The 13,777-nt window shown below is 35.0% G+C and carries 13 protein-coding genes and 1 tRNA gene; 7 read left to right on the top strand and 7 right to left on the bottom strand.

Going from position 1 to position 13,777, the window contains the following annotated elements:
* Window positions 1-9 precede the first annotated feature (9 nt).
* The 3 genes from DI077_RS07740 to DI077_RS07730 are packed head-to-tail and all read left to right on the top strand — an operon-like array spanning window position 10 to window position 3,227.
* On the top strand, window positions 10-1,131 hold the full coding sequence (locus tag DI077_RS07740; protein ID WP_242935405.1) for an LIC_12708 family protein: 1,122 nt from the start codon (window positions 10-12) through the stop codon (window positions 1,129-1,131).
* Window positions 1,132-2,604, top strand: a complete 1,473-nt coding sequence (locus DI077_RS07735) for an NAD(P)H-hydrate epimerase (RefSeq protein WP_109018522.1) — start codon at window positions 1,132-1,134, stop codon at window positions 2,602-2,604. It abuts the gene before it with no gap.
* Complete coding sequence (locus tag DI077_RS07730; RefSeq protein ID WP_109018521.1) at window positions 2,604-3,227, top strand: hypothetical protein; 624 nt, start codon at window positions 2,604-2,606, stop codon at window positions 3,225-3,227. The genes DI077_RS07735 and DI077_RS07730 overlap by 1 nt, the downstream gene beginning before the upstream one ends.
* A 6-nt stretch (window positions 3,228-3,233) precedes the next feature.
* Here DI077_RS07730 and DI077_RS07725 read toward each other — a convergent pair whose 3' ends face one another.
* From DI077_RS07725 to DI077_RS07705, 5 genes are read right to left on the bottom strand one after another with little or no spacing between them, the layout of a single operon-like run.
* Complete coding sequence (locus DI077_RS07725; protein ID WP_109018520.1) at window positions 3,234-3,536, bottom strand: HigA family addiction module antitoxin; 303 nt, start codon at window positions 3,534-3,536, stop codon at window positions 3,234-3,236.
* A gap of 56 nt (window positions 3,537-3,592) precedes the next feature.
* Window positions 3,593-3,826, bottom strand: coding sequence for a type II toxin-antitoxin system RelE/ParE family toxin (locus DI077_RS07720; RefSeq protein WP_109018519.1), 234 nt, complete (start codon window positions 3,824-3,826; stop codon window positions 3,593-3,595).
* 59 nt (window positions 3,827-3,885) lie between these two features.
* Window positions 3,886-4,641 carry a UDP-galactose-lipid carrier transferase gene (locus tag DI077_RS07715; RefSeq protein ID WP_109018518.1) on the bottom strand — a complete coding sequence of 252 codons (756 nt, stop codon included), beginning with the start codon at window positions 4,639-4,641 and terminating at the stop codon, window positions 3,886-3,888.
* Window positions 4,638-5,396: a polyphosphate kinase 2 family protein gene (locus DI077_RS07710; RefSeq protein WP_109018517.1), complete on the bottom strand. Its 759-nt coding sequence runs from the start codon at window positions 5,394-5,396 to the stop codon at window positions 4,638-4,640. Before DI077_RS07710 ends, DI077_RS07715 begins: the two co-directional genes overlap by 4 nt.
* Window positions 5,397-5,449: 53 nt before the next feature.
* Window positions 5,450-5,821 carry an HIT family protein gene (locus DI077_RS07705; RefSeq protein ID WP_242935404.1) on the bottom strand — a complete coding sequence of 124 codons (372 nt, stop codon included), beginning with the start codon at window positions 5,819-5,821 and terminating at the stop codon, window positions 5,450-5,452.
* Window positions 5,822-5,850: 29 nt separating this feature from the next.
* Here DI077_RS07705 and DI077_RS07700 point away from each other — a divergent pair, with 29 nt between their 5' ends.
* Window positions 5,851-6,687: a hypothetical protein gene (locus DI077_RS07700; protein WP_109018516.1), complete on the top strand. Its 837-nt coding sequence runs from the start codon at window positions 5,851-5,853 to the stop codon at window positions 6,685-6,687.
* A 14-nt stretch (window positions 6,688-6,701) separates the two neighbouring features.
* Window positions 6,702-6,773 (top strand) — tRNA-Arg (locus DI077_RS07695).
* Between the two features lie 4 nt (window positions 6,774-6,777).
* On the opposite strand, the gene DI077_RS07690 is transcribed toward DI077_RS07695, so the two are convergent.
* The gene (locus DI077_RS07690) at window positions 6,778-8,103 is read right to left on the bottom strand and encodes a transposase (protein ID WP_242935403.1); all 1,326 of its coding nucleotides are present in this window, start codon (window positions 8,101-8,103) and stop codon (window positions 6,778-6,780) included.
* Window positions 8,104-8,601: 498 nt separating this feature from the next.
* Here DI077_RS07690 and DI077_RS07685 point away from each other — a divergent pair, with 498 nt between their 5' ends.
* Together DI077_RS07685 and DI077_RS07680 are read left to right on the top strand one after the other, a co-directional pair.
* Window positions 8,602-9,993: an ATP-binding protein gene (locus tag DI077_RS07685; protein WP_109018514.1), complete on the top strand. Its 1,392-nt coding sequence runs from the start codon at window positions 8,602-8,604 to the stop codon at window positions 9,991-9,993.
* Window positions 9,993-10,865 carry a DUF4435 domain-containing protein gene (locus tag DI077_RS07680; RefSeq protein ID WP_109018513.1) on the top strand — a complete coding sequence of 291 codons (873 nt, stop codon included), beginning with the start codon at window positions 9,993-9,995 and terminating at the stop codon, window positions 10,863-10,865. The genes DI077_RS07685 and DI077_RS07680 overlap by 1 nt, the downstream gene beginning before the upstream one ends.
* A gap of 199 nt (window positions 10,866-11,064) precedes the next feature.
* On the opposite strand, the gene DI077_RS07675 is transcribed toward DI077_RS07680, so the two are convergent.
* Window positions 11,065-13,773: a TrlF family AAA-like ATPase gene (locus DI077_RS07675; RefSeq protein WP_109018512.1), complete on the bottom strand. Its 2,709-nt coding sequence runs from the start codon at window positions 13,771-13,773 to the stop codon at window positions 11,065-11,067.
* Window positions 13,774-13,777: the final 4 nt, after the last annotated feature.

The raw sequence follows: 13,777 nt of genomic DNA, 5'->3' as shown, positions 1-13,777 counted from the left end.
AAATAGGGAATGGAAGCTGACCCTATGCGACTTCTCTACCTACTCTTAATTCCTTCCTTATTTTTCACATGCCTTCGTTTCCGGGTGGACAACCTAAAAGATGAGATTCTATTTCGAATCCCTCTCGGAGGAACGGCAGATACCTGGGAAGGAGTGGTAGTCAACCAAGTACTTACCAATGTTCCAATGACAGTACCTGTCGGTTCCAATGTTGTGGCACTTGCGGATACAAAACAATCCATTATCAAACTTTTCGATCGAAACGGCCGCCTGGAAGCCACAATCGGAAATCCCGATTTCAAATCCTTATCCGGAATCCCCCACTACCCGTTTCGTTTCGGCGGCTTAGGAATTGTGGCCATCACCGAGGACGGAGACCTTGTCATCCAAAACAGAATCTCTTCCAAAGGAATGGAACTTCCTCCCGGCCAGGAAAACCTTTACAAGTCCTATAGCGGAAATTTTTCCACTTCGGGAACGACGATACTTCCTTCTTTTCTGGTTCAGATTTCCCAAAAAGGTGTCGTGAAATTTATGTTAGGAGCTTCGGGAAAAAATTCCGAACCGTTCCGATACATCGAAGCTCTGATTCCCGGAGAAGGAGAAAGGTTATTCGTTTATCATAGAATTGCGGAAGAAATGAGACTTTCCTATTTTGAAGAAGGGGAACTCAAAGGAAATATAAAAGAATCCTCTCTTTCCGTTTTCAAAAGTAACGATGCCAAAGACTACGATATCACTTTGGATAAAATTCTTCCTCATCCGGAAGGAGAGTATGTTCTCGCCTCGTTCAGCTATTTTTCCAAAAAAGACAAACGGTTTAAATTCAGAAGGATTTACCGCTATTCCTTTAGCGATTCGGAAGCGGTATTTATGAAAGAAATTCAAGATCCTTCCGAGATTCTATTTTCCATCAGATCCAATAATGAATTTTATATTTGGGAAACGGAAGACCAAGGGAATTCCATTCGTCTGCAAGTACACGACAGTGAAGGAAATCACGTAAATAACAAACGTTTGCCGTTCGCTCCTCCGAGAGGGCAATGGAGAGAAACTTATACCGACTCGGATGATAATATTTATTCCGTGCGAATCCGTTCGGGAGCTTTAGAAGTATATCGTTGGATCTAGATGATAAAACATCCCATTTATACGAATGAAGAATCAAAGTTCATTGATGAATATTGCCATCATACTTTAAATTATCCTGAAACTACCCTAATGGGAATGGCTGCGGTTTCGGTCTTCCATGCAAATGAAGATCTATGGTCCACCGCGGAAGAGATATGGATTGTATGCGGAACCGGAGGGAACGGAGGAGACGGATACGCTCTTGCCCAAATCCTTTTCCAGGAAGGACAAAATGTACGGATCTTTTCTTATGAAAAACCGAAAAGAAAAGACAGTTTGTTTTATGCGGAGCAATGCATTCGTGCGGGGATTCCCATTCATTCCTTTGAAGATCTTGAAACATGGGAAGAAAAAAAAGAAGCGGATTCCATTCTGCTTGTGGATGCCATCTTGGGAACGGGATTTACCCCTCCTCTGAAAAAAGAAATTCTATCCGTGATCGAATGGATCAATTCTTCCGATTTATTTTTCTATAAACTTTCTTTGGACACTGCTTCCGGATTTATTGCGCACAAACCCGATTCCATTTTTATAGAAGCGGATTCGATTGAAGAGTTGGGAACCAGAAAATGGGAAAACCTGGGTTATTCAGTCGATAATAAAATCATTCCCAGATATTACGAATCCATAGGTTTCCCCGTTAGGTCCCTAACGGAAACTAAGTCGTTTTCCAACCGTTTTTATTGGGAAAAATGCAATTGGGAAGAGATCCCAGAATTAATTGCAAGAAAACCGAACTCTTACAAGTATACTTCCGGTTCTTCGATTTTTTTCGGCGGAGAAGAAGGAATGCAAGGAGCGATTCTGCTTTCCCAGTCCGCCTTTCAGAACTTAGGTGGAGGAATTTCCAAAGTATTCACTCCTTCGCAGGTCACAAGAGATTTGATATTACAATCCGATCCTTCCCGAATGGTTTCTTTCGGGGACGGAACGGATATGGAATCCGATCCTGTTTTTTTAAAAACAAAAACAATTGTGGTAGGGCCCGGAACCAAAACTTATCTTGAATTTTTAAAGAAACTAAAACTAAGAGAAGATCAAACCCTGGTATTGGATGCCGGTGCCATTCCCGGCCCGACAGATACAATTCCCAAAGGAAATGTAATTCTAACTCCTCACGTAGGAGAATTTGAACGACTAACAGGAGTAAAGGCGCTAACCGTTCAGGAAGCTTATCCGGTTGCCATGGAATTTTGCAAAAAGAACAATGTCTCCCTACTTTATAAATCGCATATCAGTTTGTTTGTTACTAGCTCGGGGGATTCTTATGTTTGGGAATCTCCGAACCCCCGTCTTGCCACAATGGGAACCGGGGATTTGCTTGTGGGAGTGCTTGCCAGGTTTCTTTCTTTGGGATTCGAAAATACGGAAGCAATGTATTATACCTTATCTTTTTTGGAAGGTGTGAGAGAAATGCAGGAACCTTACCCTACGGCGGGGGAAATGCTTCAATTTTTGGTGAGGAAATTATAATGGGCCAAGGTTATCATTCCCGCTCTCCGGAAGAATTCAGGGATTTTTTGAAATCAATTGATCAGAAATCGAGAAAATTAAAATGGAAACAACTCATCATCATTATCGATATAATGCTTTTGTTATTTGTTTTTTATTTGGCATTTCGTGCTCTCAATCCGGGAAGTTTCCAGGACCCTACCCAATCCGCAAAACAGATCATAGACGGAAATTCGGTTTATCTTTCCTTATCCAGAGAAAAGGAAGACGATTTTCAAGGGTATTTTTTGTTTTTGGAAAATACATCGGGTGAGGAAATTACAATCCCGAAAACCGATTGGACCGGAGAATTCAGAATCTTAAACAAAGACGGAGTTCTTTGTTATTCGGAAAAATTAAACTGGGAACCGAGAAAGATTCTTTCGGGAACAAAGGGATTTCTCTACCATTCCGTCTCTTTGAAAAAACTCAAGGAAATGGATCCGGTTTGCAGAAAAGAAGTTTTTGATGAAAACTATTCTTTCTTTCGTTCCAAATTCAGTTCCCTAGGTCTTGGTTTTTTTTCCCAAGTTGTAGTCTCCACACCAAACAGAAATTATACCTTTCAGATCAAACAGAAGCCCTATCGGGAAAATAAGCAATAACAGGTCCTATGCAATTTTAAGTTCCTTGTAATTTTTAATTTCATTGAGATCCTTCTTGATTTTTTCTTTTTCCTCTCTGATCTCAAATTCATTTTGAATGCCCATCCAAAATTCGACAGAATTACCAAAGAATTTAGAAAATCTTAAAGCAGTATCCGCGGAGATCCCTCTTCTTTCATGAATGATATCGCTTATGCGAGTTGGAGAAAGTTTAGTTTCTTTGGCAAGTCTATAAGCAGAAATACCCATTGGAAGAAGGAATTCTTCGTTCAAAATTTCACCCGGATGTACATTTTTAATTTTTTTCATAATAACTCCTAATGATAATCGACAATTTCGACTTCATAAGCATTTCCTTCATTCCATTAAAAGCAAACACGCCATTGGTAGTTAATCCGAATGCTAAACTGAGAATTTCTATTGCCATGAAGTTTTTCCAATCTGTTTGCAGGGGGAATTTTTAAATCATCGATTTCTTTCGCTCGAGCAATCATAACCAGTTTTCTATAAGCTACTTGTTGAATCTGGGTAGGCAACTTTTTTGAAAATTCTTGATTCCAAATTTTCTGAGTTTCATTGTCCCGAAAAGATAAAATCACAGCTAATATTACTGTTTTCCATTACTATCGTCAACCAGAAATATAACTCGATAGATAGACTACTTAAACTTTTTGGGAATATTCAATTTATCTTCCAAAAAGTTTACCGCTTGGGTCAAAACAAAACATCTTGCAAAGTATTTATCGTTGGCTGGTACCAAAACCCAGGGAGCATCCGGATGATCCGTCTTCACAAACATTTCATTCGCTGCGACTTCATACTTTCCCCATTTGTCGCGATTGCGGTAATCTTCTTCGGTCAATTTCCAGCGTTTGAGAGGGTCGTTTTTTCTGTAATCGAACCTTTTAAGTTGTTCTTCGGAATCGATATGCAGCCAAAACTTGATTACAATTGTTCCGCCATGTATCAGTTGTTTTTCGAAGTCCACGATCTCACCAAAAGATCTTTTCCATTCTACTTCCGTGGCAAATCCTTCGATCCTTTCCACAAGCACTCTTCCATACCAGGAACGATCGAAAATTCCGACAAATCCTTGCTTTGGAATCCGATTCCAAAATCTCCAAAGATAATGTCTTAATTTTTCTTCACTAGTCGGTGCAGCGATGCTATGAACCGTATAAAGAGTCGGATCGATTTCTTCCGTTAAACGACGAATTGCACCACCCTTTCCCGCAGCGTCCCAGCCTTCAAATACGAATACGATGGAACGACGGGTCTGCTTCGCGTAAAGAGTGGCGATTCGAATCCTTTCTTTCAATTTTTTCATTTGTAATTTGTAATTGGAGCGATCCAATTTTTGAGTCAGATCCAGATTTTTGAGATCGAGAATTCCGGTTGGAAAAGTATCTTTCATAGACTGATCGCCTCGTTTTTTAAAAGACTTCGTTCCGCATCGGAATCCATTTCCAAAATGGACTCCATAGATTCAATCAGAGAAAATAATAGTTTTGTCTTTGCTTTGCTCAAATCATCGGCTTCTATGATCGTCCAGGGAGAAATTTCAGTATGGGTATCGGAGAGACATTCTTCGAATAACTTGCGATATCTGGAATAATTTTTAAACTGATCTTTATCGTAAGACGACAATTCCCAATTTCGTTTTTCCTTTTTGGATTCGGAAAATCTTTTTTTTTGTTCCTTCGGATTCAAATGGAAAAAGAATTTATGAAAACGAACCTTTTCCAAAGACAACATAGCTTCCGTATTTAAAACGTACTTTAGATTTTCCTGATATTCTCTTTTTTTGATTTTTTTCTTTGCCAAAAGATAAATCATCTTTCCGTAATAAGAATTCAGATAAAAAAGAGATTCACCAAACCGTGGTAATATTTGCCAAAATTTCCATAAAAAAGGAAACTCATTTCCTTCGGAAGCTTGAAGATCGGGAGAATGGACCTTGAACTTCTTAGGATCCAAACGTACTGTCAGAGTTTTCAAAAGTTCACCCCTACCGCTGGAAGACCAACCTTCAATGATAAAGATATGTGCGATTCCCTTGTCAAAACTTCGTGTTTGCAAAAGAAAGAGTCTCTCTTGCAATCTTTCCAATTCCTCATCGGAAACTAAAAACTTATCGGAAAGTGAAGCTGTGTCTTTTAAAGAAATCATTCCCAAAAGAAGAATGGATTTTTCCGGTTTGGAAAGAATTATTTGAATTTGATTTAGAGCGGTTTGGAAAAACCGGGACCCAATGCCTTTTCCAAATGAGGGATTCCTTTTTCCTGACCTTCATATCTGGGAACCAAGTGAACATGCAAATGCGGAACCTTTTCCGCAATCGCCGCAAAATAAATTTTTTCCGGTTTCACTTCCAATGTGGAACCAGATTCCAGAGCGGAATAAAGAATCTCTCCGTAATCCGAACATTCTTCTTTTGTGAGGGAAGTCCAGGATTCCACATGTCTTTTGGATTCCAAATACAAATACCCGGAAAGGGATTTGTCGGAAGGTGCTTCCCGCAATACCCAATGTTTCGTTTCCCGGATGATATTTATTTTTTCCTTTTGTGAATCGCAAATCGGACAGGTTATCATATTCGGAAAATTCTCCGATATAGGAAACTATGGGGAACTCTTTTTTTAAATCTATTATCATCTTCTTTGTCGGATTTTCCCTGCAAGGTCTGGAAGCGCAAACAACCACATTTTACAACGAATTTTGGGATGGGATCGCGGAAGATGTGTTTTTATCCCCTCAGAAAAAAGAAGAAACGGAAATCGGGAAAAGAGTGCGGGAAAAGAATTTTGAAGAAATCAAAAACCTCCGCAGTTTTATCAAAAACAGATTGGTTTATGAAAATACGAAAGATAAGATACTCGCAGGAAACCGGGAATCCAAAGTCGGTTTGATCCAAGACCTGGAAAGTCTGCCCGATTTGGGAGGATTTTTGTGGTATAGGGACAACCAAACAATCCTTCGATGGGGGGATTGGTCCGATTTTTATGAGGATGGATTCAGTGCAGAAAAAATCCGTTTGGAAGGCCAGTTGCCCTCTTTTCGCTTAGGAAACGATGAGTTTTATTTTTTCGCAAAAAATATGTCAGGTTACTCACCCGTGGACTTTCGATTCATCGGATGGGAATCCACCTTCTATGTATTTGGCGATGATGGCTCCCTTCGTTTTTCAAACGATTCCCATATAGACAAATCCCTCCGCGTTTCCGAATTTCGCAAAACCTTCGAAACCATTCGGGAAAAAATCCCAGGTTGCGAAATCCTGGAAGAAAATGATTTGAAAATCTTCATCATCCCTGCCAAAAACCACCCCATCTACTATGTTCTTTACGGACTGAGATTGTTCCTATATGTCTGGACCGTGTATCTCTTCTGGGTGTTCCTTAACCTCGCTTTCCCTAACCTAAAAAAGCATTTGCCCCCATCTCCCCCCGAAACAACATGACCTTACAAACTTAAGCCCTGGTAGTTCAACGGATAGAACATCGGTCTTCGGAACCGACAGTGGGGGTTCGATTCCCTCCTGGGGCAAGTCCTAGTCCCTATCACCAAGTCCCACATCCGTATCGTCCAAAAGAAGCTTCTTCAAGCCTTCACTGTATCTCAAGTTCCCTAAGAAACTAATTTCATCTAAGTACAATTGGCTCCACTTCGGAGAAATATAATGGTAACTACGGAATGATTGCTTTAATGTATTGTTCCTTGCTTCTGCACCATTAGAAGAGACTCCGTCTTTTGTAATCCATCTCTCCCGACTCAAATTGTATCTATGGTCACTACTCTTCTTGGAATGATTCACCATCCTATGATTGGGTCTATCCCATATAAATGTATAACCTTCATCTGTGAATAAAGGAATAGCTTGAGGTATCTTAGAATTTAGATCTTGAAGTAAGTAACTTTGATTATTCAGAGGGATACTTTTGTAAAATGTCATTCCATGATTCACTCCGACTGTATGGACTAAGATCCCCTTCTGTTCCCCTCCTAAGCTATTAGATAAATAGATACTGGAAGTTCCAGTTTTGTATCTTCTACTTCTATGTTTATTGGCTCTAAGGGATGAAGAGTATAATACAACGCTATCCGCTACCGCAACTGGCTTATTTGCTATCAAAGGTCTTAGATCACCACTCTTAGGTAATTTTATAGGGTTTTTATTACCATATTCTTCTAATTCATTATAAAGTTGCTTTTGAAGTGTTTCATTTAGAAGTGAAGTAACGACCTGAATTCTTCTCTTTAAGTAATAGGCAGTTTTGTAAGGTAAGTTTAATTTTCTACTGATCTCAGTGGAAGTAACAACCTTTGGATATTGTAAAATCTGATCATGAAGTATATAGGAAAAATAACTTAGGGGCAGTTTGAAGTTATCAAATGGTGTCTTTGAAGTAATAGATACTTGTTTTTGGCAATTGGAACAACGACCTACTGTATCTCTATTTTTTACTTTTAGAAATACAAGGGAAGGTTCATTACAGTCACAATTTTTATTAAATAATTTTGCTAAGATAGTAAGGGATTTAATTTTGTAATGTCTATTTACCTCCTCATTCATCAGTAGAGGATTTTTGTAATCATAAGAATTCCTGAAGGTTTTTGTATTAATAAAATGGGAGATAAGTGTGGAAGGGTTTTCTTCTTTGAGGGACTTCGGGTGGAGTTTTCCCTCTGCGGAGTGAGGGGAAGCGGAACGTGAGGAAGAAGTGACACCTTGCGTTAGTAAGGGGTCTGCTTCGGAAGTGGAATTTGGGGGAAATGTGTGGGATGGGGATAGGCTCCTTGTCATTTTAACACCTGCCCTCTGTTTAGCTGTAGGTTCTAGCGGAAGTCCTATTTTTAGATGTTTTATTCCTGACATAGAGGGAACTTCTATACTAAAATTTAGGAAATGTCAAAGGAAAATTGTTAGGAACTGAGCAAGAAAGAGATGGAAGTGGGAGATTTTTTATTTAAAACTTAACTTCAAGTTAGGTTATTTCCGATAATTGATACGACTAATTTTTATAAAGAAAGCAAAAGAGTTTTGCTCTTTTCTATAAAAAAGGGAGTTTCAAAAGAGCAAAATATCAAATTAACGAAAGTGGAGCAACCGATAAATCTTCCTAAATTAGGCAACAAAGATCTATTATTCTTTGTTAAAACCTGTCCAGATTATATATGATTTGGAGAAATATACGGTTTTTAATAATCAAACTATTATTATGTCTAATCCGATAAAAGGTAATGCAACAATGAAACTCTATATAAGTTTGATCAACGCAAAAGAAGATTAAAAAGAATTGATTGTAAATTAAGGATAACCAAGAATGCTCAAGATGTCCAATTAACATTATGTTAACTAGAGAGAAAAATTTCAATGAAAGCAAAAATATTAAATATCAATAAGCTTTATGGCTACCTATATAAATCAATTGATTTCAATGAAGACATTAATTTGATTGTAGGCATAAACGGTTCTGGCAAGACAAGTGTACTAAACATTATTAACTGGATGTTAACTCCTTCCCTAGCACATCTTGCCGTAACAGAATTTGAAAGCCTAACGCTAACATTTCATTACCAAGAAAAAGAGTATTTGATTGAAATCGAGCAAGATGATAAAACGCTAATCTATAAACTTCAAAATCTCACCGATAATAAAATATTCATACCCTTGACAGTTAGATTAAAAATCCCAACATCTAAACTTAATCAGAATGAAGCTCAAAAAGAACGGCTTTACAAAGAATATGTTGGACTTGGTCCCGATAAAGAAGAAACTGAAACTTGGGCTTTTCTATACAATGAACTACCCAAACCAGTTGCCATTGGATTAGATAGACATCTTTTTACCGAAAAAAAAGATGAAGTGATAATATTCAATGACAAAACAAGACTATTTACCAATGAAAATTCAGGTGAAGTATCACCACTCGATGAAGTTAGAAATTTAGCAAACAAAGAATACAATATTTATAGAAACAAAATCGTTAATTTAAACGGAATACTAAATAATAAAATCATGATGTCGGCATTTGATGAAATAACATTGGATAGTTTAAGCGAATTAGAAAATATCTCAATTATTACAATTCAACAAGTTGAAAATCTACACAAAAAAGTTGAAACTTTTTTCAAAGAAACGATTAGTGATGGAAATAATTTTCAAAGTAGAATAAAAAAAACAGATTCTTTATTAATGAAAATCGAGAGATATTTTAATAATTTAACAAAAGTTTTAAAACAAGCAGAGAGTTTCAAAGAAGATAAACGTTTCACAATCCTCTATTTATCCAATATTAGCCAATTCAAAAAGTTAAAAGAATTTATTAACGAATTTGAGGAATTTGATAAGAAATCTCAAGAATACTACTCAGAAATTAAATTATACTTAGAAACAGTAAATAGATTTTTAAATGACTCTTCAAAAGAACTTACTTTCCATAAAGCATTGTCACAATTAAGTTTCAATGTTCTAGATAAAGATGGCAAGGTAATATCAAAAAATCGAGACATCAAAACTCTTTCATCGGGTGAGAAGCAAATTTTAATTCTACTTACATATTTACGTCTCTTCAATAAAGACGGTACAATCTTTATTCTTGACGAGCCAGAGCTTTCTCTTCACCCAAAGTGGCAAGAAGAATTCTTAAATGCAGTAAAAACTCTTACGCCAAAAAACACGCAAATAATTATTGCAACTCATTCCCCTATTATAGTTGGGAACAACAAAGAATATTGCAAAGTATTACTTCCATACATGAGCTAATGATGATTACGGATGAAAGCAGTATACCATCAAAATCTGATGCTTTTTTAAAAGGTATTGATGTTTTTTATCTTCAATTCAATGATGTCAACTTTTATATAGAAGACGAAGATCAAGAAAATTTCTATTTTGAGATTTTTCGAAAACTTTTTGCCGACATTAAATTTTCTAAAATTTTTCCTTTGCGAGGAAAATATAATGTTATATATAACGCAGAATTGAATCAAAACGATAAAAATAAAGTCTATATTGTAGATAAAGATTTTGATGATTTATTGTCTCAAAAAAAAACTTTCAAGAATCTTTTTTATTTAGATCAATATTCAATTGAAAACTATCTAATACTTGAACATTCTTTTATTGAATACATTATTGAAGAAAAACCAAAGTCAAAGCGTTCCGAAATTTTAAAAAATTTAAATTATGCGAAATCCTTAGATCAAGCCCTCGAATTATTTGCAGATATAACTTTATTGCATTTATTAGTTCAAACTTATTGTTTGAAAGTGAAAAATGCTTCTGATCCACCCGAAAAATATATAAAGTTCGGTGATAAAATTACACTGAATCAAGAACAATTAGAAAATTATAAAAAAGAAATTCAAACCGCTTTATCTATAACAAATAATAGTCTTCTTGTTGACACTGAAGTTAAGAAAATCCAATCCAAATTTAAGCTTTTCGACACCTATGAAATATTGATTCATATCCCAGGCAAATATTTAATAAAATATTTCAAATGGATGATTGAAAAAGAATTTTGCATACCTAGCAGAAACATTGATTCGTTCAATTTTAGACTTGCTCGATCAAATAACTTTGAAAACCTAACTTTTCTAAAAGATGCAATCTCATTTTACCTTGAGCATTAAATAACGCAAGTATGTCGATTCAGTATTCCCTTAGTATATAATAACTATATAGCATATCCGTCACAGCATCGACCGCCTAAAAATAAAGAAAATAATCTAACCAAGTATGAAAGCGGAAAAATTCGATGGAATTCAATCAGAATTAAATTTAACATTTAAGGATTTTCAATTTTGCAAATATAATATGAAATTACAATTACTAACGAAGATATCTATATTCCCTTTTTTGAAATGCTTCCTTACCGCCCTCTAAACCTATCAACTTGTCTCTCGTTAAAAAATTTTCAATGGTAGTGCTTATAATCTTTGTTTTATTGTTTGTTTCATCAATATCGAGAATATGAATAAGCTCTGCATCACCATTGATAACAAAATTTGCATTATGTGTAGCAAATATTATTTGTCTATCCCTCTTACGACTTTTAATCACCTCAACTAGATAATTTGATATTAATAAACTATCTAAATGAGCTTCAGGCTCATCAATTATTATCGGATTGTTTCCTAATAATAAAAGTATAACTAATACGGCAGTGCATCGTTGCCCAAATGAAGAGCTTTCGATAGCTTTATTATCGTATCTTACTTTCACCTTTTTAAATTCAGAATAATCTAATAGATTTTTTTCAGTGATTAATTTATATAACTCAAAATTTGAATCAATAGCAAATAACTCTAATAGAAACGGCTTTAATATTGAAGTAGATTTAAAGTCTCTAATCTTTTCACAAAAAATCTCCCTCTCCGACAATTGATCAGGCGAAAGGCAAAACAATATTTCTTTTAATTTCGCTTCATTCCTTACGTTACTCAAATCCATACGATATCCAAAAAGTAATTTGAAATCATTAAATATCTTTTCGCAGGCAGCCTCCAAATCAAACTCCAAATGCAAGGAAATCGGTTTTACAGAAGGGTTTTCGATATTTTCTAATATATTGCTAATAGCTATAATTTGCTTCTTTATTTCATTCTGATAATCAATACTTGCGTTTTTCATATCTTCTAGATTATAGTCAGCAATCGTTGCTTTTAATAATTGAACCTCTTGATTTTTTTTTGTTAATTCTTGGTTTAATTCATTCGCAATTAAATTTGCATTCGTAATATCTTTTTGATTTTCTTCAGTTAATCCCTTATTTGATAAGTATAGCCGTAATTTTTCTTTTGTAGACAGTAACTCTTTACTTAATATTTTTTTTAACTCCTCAACAGCGGAATAGTCAACTGCTTTCGCATTAGACAATAATGTTTGTATTCCTAGAATTATAATATTTATTTGTTCTGAATATAAATTAGAGTTATCTTTTATATTATGATTTTCTAGGATTTTATCTAATTCATCACCCAACTGCTCATAATTTTTTTTCGATTCGTTAATATCATTCAGTTTACTTGCGATTGTATTTATCTCTGAATTAATTTTAATATATTCCACATTTGAGAAAGACTCAATTATTCTTTTATTTGTTTCTATCTCTTTATTTTTCTGAATTAAATCCGCTTCCAAAAAAGTCAGCCTATTCTTATGGCTAATGTGTTGGTCGAATAAAGAAATCTCACTTTTTAACTGTTTTTCTAGCTTAGCAATTGTTCCGTTTTCATCTCTCCTTAAAATTCTTGCATAAATTGCGGCTGTTAATTTCAGATGGTCTTTTGCAAATTCCTCTACTTCATTCTGACTTAAAAACTCTATGTATTTTTCATCCGAATCTTCATCTATTTGAATACAAGAACCAATTGAAACCAATTTACCATTTTCACTACTTCGAATTTTTTTATCTTTAAAAAAAACATTCTCTGATGGTCTAAGTTTTTCATGAATTAAATTGAGTATTGTGCTCTTCCCAACTCCCCGCCCTCCAATAAGGCATGTAAAATTAGGGCTAAAATTTATTTCATTTTTTCCTGAGAAGCAGAAGGAATCATTTTCAAAAGTTAGCTCTTCAGGAAAATCAAATACAATCTTATCAATCCTTATAGGTGGATTAATTGGAGAATTTTCGCCAATATGAAGTCGATTATCAGGCTCGAATAATATTTGTTTCAGTCCATCGAATGTCGGATCTGCTTTTATCCAAGTGAAGCATTTGCCTATACGATCTTTAGTCTGCGAATATGAGAAATCATGTGCATCACTACAATCTAATAATAGATCATTTACTTTTTGTGCTTTTAAAGCGTTTTTGGCATTATGAAATAAAGAGACCGATTCAGATGAAGTAAATACTAAATCAGCACTATTGATTATCGTTTTTTTAGTTGCAATAGAAGAGTCTGTCCATTTCAAATCTCCCCATTCTGTTTTTCCAATTGCTGTAAGATATTTGCCTGTGAAACAATCTTTTTTCAGAGATTTAAATATTTCATCTTCTTTAATATTCAAGTTATTAAATCCTTCAGTCAAATCGTTTCCAAATTTACTTAACTTAGATGGGGGACTATTTTTTTTAATTTTAATGCCTAGTTCAGAAACACTCTCCCTTGTAATTGCTCTACTCCATGCTTCTCCCGTATTAAGAACATAACTTTGTTCAAGAGTTTGAAGAAACTGGCTTTTAATTGTCTCAACAGCAATTTCATTTGAGAATATAACATGTAAATTAATTCTTTTAAATTTTCCAAATTCTATCCCTGTAAATTTATCAATACGAAATTCAACGACGGGTAAAAGTAATTTAATATTTTTTAACCGATTATTTTTGCTTTTTTCGTATAATAATTTTTCATATCCATCTAAAAATAAATAATCATTAATGCCAATGACTGAAAATTCAGGAGGTAGATTTTCTAAATCTGAGATAAACCTCTCCCAAGTTTCTTCATTTTCATTACCATACTGTTGAATTATCGAAGAAGGTGTATGTACATGCAAATCCCATTTACTCCATTTTGATCCTGCATTCATTTTT

Origin of the sequence: Leptospira kobayashii, assembly GCF_003114835.2 — a bacterium.
Taxonomy (GTDB): Bacteria; Spirochaetota; Leptospiria; order Leptospirales; family Leptospiraceae; genus Leptospira_A; species Leptospira_A kobayashii.
This window is presented reverse-complemented; position numbering and strand designations above follow the sequence as displayed.

Excerpts from the sequence above, each read along its gene's own strand:
- DI077_RS07740 (WP_242935405.1), top strand. The coding sequence starts at position 10 with ATGGAAGCTGACCCTATGCGACTTCTCTACCTACTCTTAATTCCTTCC.
- DI077_RS07735 (WP_109018522.1), top strand. The coding sequence starts at position 1,132 with ATGATAAAACATCCCATTTATACGAATGAAGAATCAAAGTTCATTGAT.
- DI077_RS07730 (WP_109018521.1), top strand. The coding sequence starts at position 2,604 with ATGGGCCAAGGTTATCATTCCCGCTCTCCGGAAGAATTCAGGGATTTT.
- DI077_RS07725 (WP_109018520.1), bottom strand. The coding sequence starts at position 3,536 with ATGAAAAAAATTAAAAATGTACATCCGGGTGAAATTTTGAACGAAGAA.
- DI077_RS07715 (WP_109018518.1), bottom strand. The coding sequence starts at position 4,641 with ATGAAAGATACTTTTCCAACCGGAATTCTCGATCTCAAAAATCTGGAT.
- DI077_RS07710 (WP_109018517.1), bottom strand. The coding sequence starts at position 5,396 with ATGATTTCTTTAAAAGACACAGCTTCACTTTCCGATAAGTTTTTAGTT.
- DI077_RS07705 (WP_242935404.1), bottom strand. The coding sequence starts at position 5,821 with ATGATAACCTGTCCGATTTGCGATTCACAAAAGGAAAAAATAAATATC.
- DI077_RS07700 (WP_109018516.1), top strand. The coding sequence starts at position 5,851 with ATGGGGAACTCTTTTTTTAAATCTATTATCATCTTCTTTGTCGGATTT.
- DI077_RS07690 (WP_242935403.1), bottom strand. The coding sequence starts at position 8,103 with ATGTCAGGAATAAAACATCTAAAAATAGGACTTCCGCTAGAACCTACA.
- DI077_RS07685 (WP_109018514.1), top strand. The coding sequence starts at position 8,602 with ATGAAAGCAAAAATATTAAATATCAATAAGCTTTATGGCTACCTATAT.
- DI077_RS07680 (WP_109018513.1), top strand. The coding sequence starts at position 9,993 with ATGATGATTACGGATGAAAGCAGTATACCATCAAAATCTGATGCTTTT.
- DI077_RS07675 (WP_109018512.1), bottom strand. The coding sequence starts at position 13,773 with ATGAATGCAGGATCAAAATGGAGTAAATGGGATTTGCATGTACATACA.